This is a genomic window from Pseudomonas sp. 05T35, assembly GCF_056396605.1.
This window is the reverse complement of the sequence record NZ_JBFTLU010000240.1, coordinates 1-10,425: the sequence shown is the minus strand read 5'-3', so window position 1 is coordinate 10,425 and position 10,425 is coordinate 1. Positions and strand designations below refer to the sequence as shown.

Annotated in this window: 12 protein-coding genes and 1 pseudogene; 10 read left to right on the top strand and 3 right to left on the bottom strand. The window is 59.6% G+C overall.

The annotated features are described in order from the left end of the window. Both AC1DH9_RS18305 and AC1DH9_RS18300 read right to left on the bottom strand, forming a co-directional pair. Positions 1-222: LysR family transcriptional regulator (locus tag AC1DH9_RS18305; RefSeq protein ID WP_477808538.1), on the bottom strand; the 222-nt coding region annotated here is incomplete at its 3' end. Positions 223-310: 88 nt separating this feature from the next. Next, a complete protein-coding gene (locus tag AC1DH9_RS18300) occupies positions 311-547 on the bottom strand; it encodes a hypothetical protein (protein ID WP_427537549.1) in 237 nt (78 codons plus the stop codon). Positions 548-731: 184 nt separating this feature from the next. Here AC1DH9_RS18300 and AC1DH9_RS18295 point away from each other — a divergent pair, with 184 nt between their 5' ends. The 4 genes and pseudogenes from AC1DH9_RS18295 (at position 732) to AC1DH9_RS18280 (ending at position 3,949) form a co-directional block, all read left to right on the top strand. After that, entirely contained in the window at positions 732-1,289 is a 558-nt protein-coding gene (locus AC1DH9_RS18295; protein ID WP_427533675.1) for an NADPH-dependent FMN reductase, read from the top strand. 99 nt (positions 1,290-1,388) lie between these two features. Continuing rightward, a complete protein-coding gene (locus AC1DH9_RS18290) occupies positions 1,389-2,492 on the top strand; it encodes a DUF2855 family protein (RefSeq protein ID WP_427537546.1) in 1,104 nt (367 codons plus the stop codon). Between the two features lie 131 nt (positions 2,493-2,623). After that, positions 2,624-2,971, top strand: a complete 348-nt coding sequence (locus AC1DH9_RS18285; RefSeq protein WP_427537543.1) for a metalloregulator ArsR/SmtB family transcription factor — start codon at positions 2,624-2,626, stop codon at positions 2,969-2,971. Between the two features lie 34 nt (positions 2,972-3,005). Continuing rightward, a pseudogene (locus tag AC1DH9_RS18280) lies at positions 3,006-3,949 on the top strand (ArsB/NhaD family transporter). 105 nt (positions 3,950-4,054) lie between these two features. Here AC1DH9_RS18280 and AC1DH9_RS18275 read toward each other — a convergent pair. Next, on the bottom strand, positions 4,055-5,005 hold the full coding sequence (locus AC1DH9_RS18275) for a DUF1853 family protein (protein ID WP_427537537.1): 951 nt from the start codon (positions 5,003-5,005) through the stop codon (positions 4,055-4,057). Between the two features lie 120 nt (positions 5,006-5,125). Here AC1DH9_RS18275 and AC1DH9_RS18270 point away from each other — a divergent pair, with 120 nt between their 5' ends. The 6 genes from AC1DH9_RS18270 to pepN form a co-directional block, all read left to right on the top strand. Then, positions 5,126-6,016, top strand: coding sequence for an NAD(+) kinase (locus AC1DH9_RS18270; RefSeq protein WP_019690613.1), 891 nt, complete (start codon positions 5,126-5,128; stop codon positions 6,014-6,016). Then, on the top strand, positions 6,013-6,987 hold the full coding sequence (locus tag AC1DH9_RS18265) for a metallophosphoesterase (RefSeq protein ID WP_427537615.1): 975 nt from the start codon (positions 6,013-6,015) through the stop codon (positions 6,985-6,987). The genes AC1DH9_RS18270 and AC1DH9_RS18265 overlap by 4 nt, the downstream gene beginning before the upstream one ends. Further along, on the top strand, positions 6,984-7,859 hold the full coding sequence (locus AC1DH9_RS18260; protein ID WP_427537534.1) for a rhomboid family intramembrane serine protease: 876 nt from the start codon (positions 6,984-6,986) through the stop codon (positions 7,857-7,859). The genes AC1DH9_RS18265 and AC1DH9_RS18260 overlap by 4 nt, the downstream gene beginning before the upstream one ends. Before the next feature lie 44 nt (positions 7,860-7,903). Continuing rightward, on the top strand, positions 7,904-8,164 hold the full coding sequence (locus AC1DH9_RS18255) for a YeaC family protein (RefSeq protein ID WP_019690610.1): 261 nt from the start codon (positions 7,904-7,906) through the stop codon (positions 8,162-8,164). Beyond that, a complete protein-coding gene (locus AC1DH9_RS18250; protein WP_054597149.1) occupies positions 8,161-8,991 on the top strand; it encodes a DUF2797 domain-containing protein in 831 nt (276 codons plus the stop codon). Before AC1DH9_RS18255 ends, AC1DH9_RS18250 begins: the two co-directional genes overlap by 4 nt. 12 nt (positions 8,992-9,003) lie before the next feature. Further along, on the top strand, positions 9,004-10,425 hold a 1,422-nt coding region (gene pepN, locus AC1DH9_RS18245), incomplete at its 3' end, for an aminopeptidase N (protein ID WP_477808537.1).

Sequence of the window (10,425 nt, the reverse complement as noted above, 5' to 3'; positions counted from 1 at the left end):
GGCTTCGTAGACGTGAGCAATCTCGACCTGCAGCTCCCGCGCTTCGCGAGTGGCCTGCAAACGACCGCGCACACTGGCAAACAGCATGAAGCCGAGTTGCTCCTCGGCTTCGCGCAACATCCCCTCGACCCCGGCCACCGGCAATTGCAGCATCTCGGCAGCGGTGCCCAGATGACCGGTTTGCAGGAGTGCCTGGATCACTTCGATATGACGTAAACGCATGCGTGAAGTCCATGTTCAGCAGGTGAGGGGGTCAGTAACTGAATCCTAACCCAAGTCCGTGCCTATGACTTCAGCTCATAACAGAGGCTTATGAGGCGACGTTTGATTCAGGCTCGCGGGTGATGGTAACGCCCGATTGAACCAGTACAAATTCGTTGTCATCGAGTTTGTTGATGCGGTCGCCAATCGCCAGCTTATAGGTGGTGACAGGCGCAGGCCCGGCGATACCCTCCTGCGACGGGGTGGATTCCTGGAACTCATGCACTGAATAAACACGGCCTTCCGCATCTCTTGCATGGAATTGTCCGACGAGTACTGCTGCCATCTGCTTAGAACCTCTGGAGATAAGTCACTCAATTTGCGGTTCTGTAGACCGTCGATAAGCTTGGTAAGTTTTCCTACAGGAAAAAAATAGTATTTAACTGCCATTCCGCGACACGGAGCACGTTAAGTGCTACCGAATCATCTATAACTACAGGCTCCTTTAGCCAGATAGTCGGGAATTACCAATGAGCAAGGTCTATACGATTGCTGTCCTGGTTGGCAGCTTGAGAAAACAGTCGATCAACCGCAAAGTCGCGCTGGCGCTGGCTGAACTGGCTCCGGCAAACCTCAGGCTGAACATCGTCGAGATTGGCGACCTGCCGCTCTACAACGAAGACATCGATGTAACACCGCCGGCAGCCTACAGCACTTTCCGTGAACAGGTGAGGTCATCCGACGCGGTGCTGTTTGTGACACCGGAATATAACCGCTCGGTGCCTGCCCCCCTGAAGAACGCCATTGACGTCGGTTCCCGGCCTTATGGCAAGAGTGCCTGGGGCGGTAAACCGGGCGCAGTGATCAGCGCTTCGCCCGGCGCTATTGGTGGTTTCGGTGCAAACCATCACTTGCGTCAATCCATGGTGTTTCTCAATGTGCCCTGCATGCAGCAACCGGAAGCCTACCTGAGCAACGCCGGTACGGCGTTCGACGAGTCGGGCAAGGTGTCCGAGTCGGTCCGGCCGTTTTTGCAGAGTTTCATCAATGCCTACGCCGAGTGGGTCGAGCAATTCAAAAAGGATTGATCGATCGGGGGCCAGCGCTTGCGCTCAGGAAGCGCTGGCCAGTCGACTGATGATCGAACCATTGGAAAGTGGACAGCCACACGATAGGGAGTCTGAACAATGCAAAGCCTGGGCACGGTCACACGGCTGATCACCCGTAAAAACGCCATCGACCAGAGTCGTGTCGAGCGTGAGCGGCGCAGCCTGATTCCGGCGGCTGGCGACGTGATCCTGAAGATTGATCGCTGCGCGCTGACCACCAATAACGTCACCTACGCAGCCTATGGCGACTCGATGCATTACTGGGAGTTTTTCCCGACGGGGCGGGCGGAGTGGGGCCACATCCCGGTCTGGGGTTTTGCCGATGTGCTTGCCTCTACAGTTGAAGGCATTACGGTCGGTGAGCGCTTTTACGGGTACTTTCCACTGGCCAGCCATCTTTGGGTACATCCAGAGCGGGTGACCGAACGCGGCTTTTATGACGCCGCCCCGCACCGTCAAACACTGAACTCGGTTTACAACCAGTACACCCGTTGCAGTTGGGATCGGTACTACAGCCCAGCGAATGAAAACCTGCAAATGCTGCTTAATCCGCTGTTTTTGACGTCATTGATGTTGGCGGACTTCCTTCAGAACAATCAACTCTTCGGTGCGACGCGCGTGGTGTTCTCCAGCGCTTCGAGCAAAACTGCTTTCGGCACGGCTATTTGTCTGGAGGACCAGTCGAATCTGGAGCGCGTGGCGTTGACGTCGGCCGGAAACAAGGCGTATGTCGAACATCTTGGGTGTTACGAACGCACGCTCGGGTATGCCGAGTTGGCGTCGTTGCCAACTGACCGTCCGACCTTGTACGTGGATTTCTCTGGCCGTCTGGATTTACGCGATCAGGTGCATCAGCATTTCGCCGAGCAATTGGTTTACAGCTGCGCTGTAGGTTCTACACAGAGCACGGATGAGGCGCAGCTGAGCGCTATAACAGGGCCGCAGCCGGCGTTTTTCTTCGCGCCGATCCAGATTCGCAAACGCAACGCCGAATGGGGCGCGCAGCAGCTTGTCGAGTACATCGGTGAGGGCGGGCGGAAGTTTCATCGGCGAGTGACGGCACCGGCCAATCCATTGCTCAGGGTGGTGGAGAGTGATGGGCTTGAAGCGGCGCAAACGGTGATTTCGCGGCTGTCTCACGGGCAAATCGCGCCGATCGAGGGGCATGTGATCCGCTTGTAATACCTGAATCGCACAAGCAACCGTAGCTGGCGTAGCCTGCGTTCGGTTGCGTGCGATGTGGTTTATTCGCTTTACCCTATATTCGAAATTCCATATATTCGCGCTTCGTTTGTTCAGGCGCATTCACTTCCATGTCCGATCCCTGCAATCCCGTCGATGTGTTCAAGGCGTTGGCCGATGACACCCGCAGTCGTATCGCTTTGCTCATCGCCAAAGAGGGTGAGCTGTGCGTGTGCGAACTGACGGCGGCGCTGGACCTGAGCCAACCCAAAATCTCCCGTCACCTGGCGCAATTGCGCAGTCATGGTTTGCTGGCGGACCGTCGTCAGGGGCAATGGGTTTTTTATCGCCTGCACCCGCAATTATCCCCGTGGGTCGTGACGTTGTTGCACGGCGCGCTGGCAGCCAACGGTGCGTGGCTTGGCGCTGATGTCGCGCGACTACAGGCGATGGATGACCGTCCGGTCCGTTGCTGCTGATCTCCCCCCTCCATCTTCTTCAAGGCTGTTTCGCATGCTCGTAGCGTCGTTGATTTTCCTCCAGACCATCACCCTGGTGATCTGGCAACCCAAAGGCCTCGGCGTCGGCTGGAGTGCGGTGCTGGGCGCCGTCTTGGCGTTACTCTGCGGGGTGGTGCAGGTCAGCGACATTCCGCTGGTATGGGACATCATCTGGAACGCCACCGGGACGTTTGTGGCGCTGATCATCATCAGCCTGTTGCTGGATGAAGCGGGTTTCTTTGCCTGGGCAGCGTTGCATGTGGCTCGCTGGGGGCGCGGTAACGGGCGCAAGCTATTCGCTTACATGATTTTGCTCGGGGCGCTGGTATCGGCGCTGTTCGCCAATGATGGCGCGGCATTGATCCTCACGCCCATCGTGATTTCGATGCTGCTGGCCTTGCGGTTTTCTCCGGCGGCAACGCTGGCGTTCGTGATGGGCGCCGGGTTCATCGCCGATACCGCGAGCCTGCCGCTGGTGGTGTCTAACCTGGTGAACATCGTCTCCGCGGACTTCTTCCACATTGGGTTCAACCGTTATGCAGCGGTCATGGTGCCGGTCAACCTGGTGGCCGTTGCGGCGACGCTGGCGGTGTTGCTGTGGTTCTTCCGACGGGATGTTCCTGCCGATTACGACCTGGAACAACTGGAAGACCCGAAGACCGCGATCCACGACAAGGCAACCTTCGTTGCCGGTTGGTGTGTGCTGGTGATTTTGCTGCTCGGCTGTTTTGCCCTGGAGCCGTTGGGGATTCCCATCAGCGCGATCTCCGCGGTGTGCGCGGCATTGCTGCTGGCTATCGCTGCCCGTGTAGCCTCGCGACCTTGCTTTGGCTGCACGTGCTGGCGCGCAAGAATATTCAAATTGGCTGGGGGTATTACTTCAAGGTCGGGATTGTGCTGACGGTGCCGGTGCTGCTGGTAACCCTGGCGGCGTTGGCGTTGCGCCTGTCTATCTAGACCGAGTCGGCCTCATCGCGAGCAGGCTCGCTCCCACAGGGGGTACGCGTTCCAAATGTGGGAGCGAGCCTGCTCGCGATAGGGCCGATCCAGCCGCCACAAGGCTCAACCCTGGCCCGGCACGTTCGGCCACAAATCCGCCACCAGAAACAACCGCTCGGCTTCTTCCCAGTCACCGTCGTTGTTTTCAGTCAGGCGTACCAGCAACTGCGCAGGCGCCTGCGGGTCGAGTCCGCTCAGCCAGGTCTCCAGTTGCGTGCGGTCCCAGGTATGCTCGGCAGGATAATGGGCGGGCGCGAGCCAGGCGTGCCGTGGTAGCGGTTGCCAGCGGCCTGGCGGGCTCTGGGCGATAAAGTGTGCCCAGTCTCGCTGATGCAGCCAGCGTCCTTTGAGGTGTTGCGGATGGGCGCAGTCGGGTGACTGGGTTTGGCCCGGCCATGGGTACAGCAGATAACCGCCCAGCCACAAGTGTGCGCTGAACCGCAGGATATCCAGCGCGGCCAACGCATCACGGCTTTCGGAGCGCGCGGAGATTGGCAGTTGATGGTGGGTCAGGTGCGCCAGCTTGCGGTCCAGTCGGTCATGGCAGCCCGGTCCGAGCCACTGGGCAGTGTCGTGGCCTTCGCCGTTCTGGGGTCCCAGATACAACTTGATCGCCAGTTCCAGGTGATGCACGCCGTCGCGGTCACGCAGCAGCATGTCCAGCTCGCCCAGCGTGTGGCCGTCGCGGCGGATCGGCAGGTTGGCGGCAATCAGCTCGACCCCCGGCGCATGCTGCACGGCAAACTGCCAGAGGCGTTCGTAATACAGGCCCAGGCGACGAGTCGGGCCGAGCGCCAGCCAACGCTGTAGCTCGCGGCTGTCCTGATCGAGCTGAAGCAGCCAGTGTTGCAGTCGTTCAGGGGCTTGTACCCAATCGCTGCCGGCCAGTGGATGACGTTGTGGCCAGGGTGTTTCACTGAGCATCGGTGGCGCGAGGATGACCCAGGCCAGGTCGCGCACTTCGGGATGGCGCAACTGGCGGGGCAGGGTGAGCAAGCCAGGAAATAAAGTCATCTTGCGAGCATAGCGCTTTGGCTCGCGGCTGAAAGGATTTTGTCTACGGCGCGCTTTCGCCCATAATCGTGTTTTTCGCCGTCGCAGACCAAGCGTCAACCTATCCTGACTAGGAGCCCCATGGAGCAATTTCGCAATATCGGCATCATCGGTCGCCTGGGCAGTTCACAGGTGCTGGATACCGTTCGCCGACTGAAAAGATTCCTGCTTGACCGRCACTTGCACGTGATACTCGAGGACACCATCGCCGAAGTCCTGCCCGGCCATGGCCTGCAAACCTCATCGCGCAAGATGCTCGGCGAAGTCTGTGACATGGTGATTGTGGTGGGCGGTGACGGCAGCCTGCTGGGCGCCGCTCGGGCATTGGCACGGCACAACATTCCGGTGCTGGGGATCAACCGTGGCAACCTGGGCTTTCTGACCGACATCCGCCCGGATGAGCTGGAAGTCAAGGTCGCGGAAGTGCTCGACGGGCACTATCTGGTCGAAAACCGCTTTCTGTTGCAGGCCGAAGTTCGCCGTCACGCCGAGGCCATCGGCCAGGGCGATGCACTGAACGACGTGGTGCTGCACCCCGGCAAGTCGACGCGGATGATCGAGTTCGAGCTGTACATCGACGGCCAGTTCGTCTGCAGCCAAAAGGCCGACGGCCTGATCGTCGCCACACCCACCGGTTCTACAGCCTATGCGCTTTCGGCAGGTGGCCCGATCATGCATCCCAAGCTCGATGCCATTGTGATTGTGCCGATGTACCCCCATACCTTGTCAGGAAGGCCGATTGTGGTCGATGGCAACAGTGAGCTGAAAATCGTCGTGTCGAAGGATATGCAGATTTACCCGCAAGTCTCCTGTGACGGGCAGAACCACTTCACCTGCGCCCCCGGTGACACCATCACCGTGAGCAAGAAGGCGCAGAAACTGCGGTTGATTCATCCGCTGGACCATAACTACTACGAAGTCTGCCGGACCAAGCTGGGCTGGGGCAGCCGGTTGGGCGGTGGAGGCGACTGATGCTCGATCCCGCGCGTAGCTACGACCTGATCGGTGACGTGCACGGTTGCGCTCATACCCTTGAGCATTTGCTGGACCGACTCGGGTATCACAAGCAAGCTGGCGTCTGGCGCCATCCGTCACGCATGGCCGTGTTTCTCGGTGACATCATCGACCGCGGCCCGCGGATTCGCGAAGCGCTGCACATCGTTCACGATATGGTCGAGGCCGGTCAGGCGCTGTGCATCATGGGCAACCATGAATTCAACGCGCTCGGCTGGAGCACGCCGGCACCGCCTGGCAGCGGTAAACAGTATGTGCGTGAACACACGCCTCGGCATGCGCGCCTGCTCGAAGAAACCCTGACTCAATTTGCCGATCACCCGGAGGACTGGCACGACTTTCTTGCCTGGTTCTACGAGATGCCACTGTTCGTCGACGCCGGACGCTTCCGGGTCGTCCACGCCTGCTGGGACGGTGGCCTGATCGACGTGTTGCGTGCGCAGTATTCCGATGGCTGCATCGACGAACACTTCGTCCAGGCGGCAGCGGTTTCCGGCAGTTTTGCCTGCATGGCCTTCGACCGCTTGCTGCGCGGCACCGACATGCGCCTGCCGCACGGCTTGACCATGACCAGCGGCGATGGTCTGACGCGTTCGTTCTTCCGCACCAAATTCTGGGAAGACAACCCGCAAACCTACGGCGACATTGTGTTCCAGCCAGATGCCTTGCCCGAATCCGTGGCTCGCACGCCGCTGTCTCCGGTAGAAAAAGATAACCTGTTGCGCTACGGCATCGACGAACCGCTGTTGTTTGTCGGGCACTACTGGCGCAGTGGCAAACCGGCGCCGATCCGCCCGAACCTGGCCTGCCTGGACTACAGCGCAGTGTTGTACGGCAAGCTGGTTGCCTATCGGCTGGATCAGGAAACCCGTCTCGATCCACACAAGTTTGTCTGGGTCGATGTTGAACGGCCAGAGGTATTGCGATGAGTGTTGTGGCTGTTTTACGTCTGCCGCTGGCGGTGGACCTGAGTGGTTTCGTCAATTTGCTGCAACGCATGCACGTGCCGCATCGGGTCAGCGAAGAAGCCGGTGAACAGGTGCTGTGGGTGCCGGACGCGATCAGCGAAGACGTGCGCTCGCTGTACGAACGGTTTCCTGCGGGCGATCCCGAGCATCAACTGGATATCCCGGCTGCACACGCGAATATCCAGCGTCCTGGATTCGTMGAGCAACTGCGCCACAGCCCGGTGACGGCGCTGATTCTGTTGCTGAGCATGATCGTCGGCGCGGTGACGCTGCTCGGCGAGAACCTCGACACGATGCACTGGCTGACGTTCCTCGAATTTCGCGTGGTGGGCGAATACATCCACTTCACGCCATTGGCCGACAGTCTGGCAGCGGGGCAGTGGTGGCGTCTGGTGACGCCGATGCTGATCCACTTCGGCGTTCTCCACCTGGCCATGAACGGCATGTGGTACTGGGAACTGGGGCGGCGCATCGAGTCGCGTCAGGGCAGTGTCAACCTGCTGGGGTTGACGTTGCTGTTCAGCCTGGTGTCGAACTACGCCCAATATTATTACGGCGGCGCGACCTTGTTCGGCGGCCTGTCCGGGGTGCTTTACGGCCTGCTCGGGCATTGCTGGATCTACCAGTTGCTGTCGCCGAACCCGGCGTATCGCCTGCCTCGCGGGGTATTGGTGATGATGCTGGTGTGGCTGCTGCTGTGTATGTCGGGGCTGATCTCGATGATCGGCTTCGGCGAAATTGCCAATGCGGCGCACGTCGGCGGGTTACTCGTCGGATGCCTCACCGGTTTGTTGGGCGGCTTGTACAGTCGCCGTAGACTCTCTGTCCAATAAACTGCCGTCTAAATTGTGCTGTGAATAACGAGCGCGGAGACCTGATGTCCTCTTTTAACGAAATGATCAAAAACATCACGCCGGAAATCTACCAGAGCCTGAAACTGGCGGTAGAGATCGGCAAGTGGTCCGACGGCGGCAAGCTGACTGCCGAGCAGCGCGAACTGTCGTTGCAGGCGATGATCGCCTGGGAAGTGCAGAACCTGCCCGAGGAACAACGCACCGGCTACATGGGCCCCCAGGAATGCAGTTCGAAGTCGATCACTGTGCCGAATATCCTGTTCAAGTCGGATGCCATCCATTGATCGAGATTGGCCGCGGTGCAATCAGCAAGATGTCGGCGCGCCTCGAAGCGTCGACCGTGCAATACGCTTTTCGCCTGGGCGATACCGAGGTGCCGGTCAATCCTCTGATCGGCAGCACGGTTCGCCTGGAATACCTGGGTGCGATCCACTGCATCCATTGCGGACGCAAAACCAAAACCAGCTTCAGCCAGGGTTACTGCTACCCGTGCATGACCAAACTGGCGCAGTGCGATGTCTGCATCATGAGCCCGGAGCGTTGCCACTATGACGCCGGGACCTGCCGTGAGCCGGCCTGGGGCGAACAGTTCTGCATGACCGACCACGTGGTGTATCTGGCCAACTCGTCGGGCGTCAAGGTCGGGATCACCCGCGCCACCCAGTTGCCGACCCGCTGGCTCGACCAGGGCGCCAGCCAGGCATTGCCGATCATGCGCGTGTCGACCCGTCAGCAATCGGGCTTCGTCGAAGACCTGTTCCGCAGTCAGGTGGCCGACAAGACCAACTGGCGCGCCTTGCTCAAGGGTGATGCCGCACCGGTTGACCTGAAACAGATTCGTGATCAACTGTTCGCAAGCTGTGCCGAGGGCATGCAAGGACTGCAGGAGCGCTTCGGCCTGCAAGCGATTCAACCGGTATTTGATGTCGAGCCGATTGAAATCCGTTACCCGGTCGAGCAGTACCCGGCCAAGATTGTCAGCTTCAATCTGGACAAGAACCCGATTGCCGAAGGCACGCTGTTGGGGATCAAGGGTCAATACCTGATCTTCGATACCGGCGTTATCAATATTCGTAAATACACGGCCTACCAGCTCGCCGTGCATCAGTAAAAGGACTCCAGCATGCGCACCGAACAACCGAAGATGATCTACCTGAAAGACTATCAGGCGCCCGAGTACCTGATCGACGAGACGCACCTGACCTTCGAGTTGTACGAGGACCACAGCCTGGTCCATGCGCAACTGGTGATGCGCCGCAATCCGGCCCGTGGCCCGGGCCTGCCGCCGCTTGTCCTGGATGGCCAGCAACTCGAGCTGCTGTCGGTCAGCCTGGGCGACACCGAGCTGAGTGCCAGTGATTATCAACTGACGGAAAACCACCTGACCCTGCACCCGACCAGCACCAGTTTCACGGTCGACACCAGCGTGCGGATTCACCCGGAAACCAATACCGCGCTGGAAGGCCTGTACAAGTCCAGCGGGATGTTCTGCACCCAGTGCGAGGCCGAGGGCTTTCGCAAGATCACCTATTACCTCGACCGCCCGGATGTGATGAGCAAGTTCACCACCACGGTGGTCGCCGAGCAGCACAGCTATCCGGTACTGCTGTCCAACGGCAACCCGATTGCCTCGGGTCCCGGTGAAGACGGTCGGCACTGGGCGACCTGGGAAGATCCGTTCATGAAACCGGCCTACCTGTTCGCGCTGGTGGCCGGTGACTTGTGGTGCGTCGAAGACACTTTCACCACCATGTCCCAGCGCAGTGTGGCGCTGCGCATTTACGTCGAGCCGGAAAACATCGACAAGTGCCAGCACGCCATGAACAGCCTGAAGAAGTCCATGCGCTGGGACGAAGAAGTCTATGGTCGCGAGTACGACCTGGATATCTTCATGATCGTTGCGGTCAACGACTTCAACATGGGCGCCATGGAAAACAAAGGCCTCAATATCTTCAACTCCAGCTGCGTGCTGGCCCGTGCAGAAACCGCGACCGACGCCGCGCACCAGCGGGTTGAAGCGGTGGTGGCCCACGAATACTTCCACAACTGGTCGGGCAACCGCGTGACCTGCCGCGACTGGTTCCAGCTGTCGCTCAAGGAAGGGTTCACGGTGTTCCGTGACGCCGAGTTCTCCGCCGACATGCACTCGCGTACCGTCAAGCGCATCGAGGACGTGGCCTACCTGCGTACGCACCAATTCGCCGAAGATGCAGGTCCCATGGCCCATGCAGTGCGCCCGGATGCGTTCATCGAGATTTCCAACTTCTACACCTTGACCGTCTACGAGAAAGGTTCGGAAGTGGTGCGCATGATCCGCACCTTGCTCGGCGCCGAAGGTTTCCGCAAAGGCAGCGACCTGTATTTCGAGCGTCACGACGGCCAGGCGGTCACCTGCGACGATTTCATCAAGGCCATGGAAGATGCCAACGGCGTCGACCTGACCCAGTTCAAACGCTGGTATAGCCAGGCCGGTACGCCGCGTCTGGCGGTGAGCGAGTCTTACGATGCGGCGGCGAAAACCTACAGCCTGACCTTCCGTCAGAGC

Bases quoted from the DNA above. Each gene is read 5' to 3' on its own strand.
- AC1DH9_RS18300 (WP_427537549.1), bottom strand. From the start codon at position 547: ATGGCAGCAGTACTCGTCGGACAATTCCATGCAAGAGATGCGGAAGGC.
- AC1DH9_RS18295 (WP_427533675.1), top strand. From the start codon at position 732: ATGAGCAAGGTCTATACGATTGCTGTCCTGGTTGGCAGCTTGAGAAAA.
- AC1DH9_RS18290 (WP_427537546.1), top strand. From the start codon at position 1,389: ATGCAAAGCCTGGGCACGGTCACACGGCTGATCACCCGTAAAAACGCC.
- AC1DH9_RS18285 (WP_427537543.1), top strand. From the start codon at position 2,624: ATGTCCGATCCCTGCAATCCCGTCGATGTGTTCAAGGCGTTGGCCGAT.
- AC1DH9_RS18275 (WP_427537537.1), bottom strand. From the start codon at position 5,005: ATGACTTTATTTCCTGGCTTGCTCACCCTGCCCCGCCAGTTGCGCCAT.
- AC1DH9_RS18255 (WP_019690610.1), top strand. From the start codon at position 7,904: ATGTCCTCTTTTAACGAAATGATCAAAAACATCACGCCGGAAATCTAC.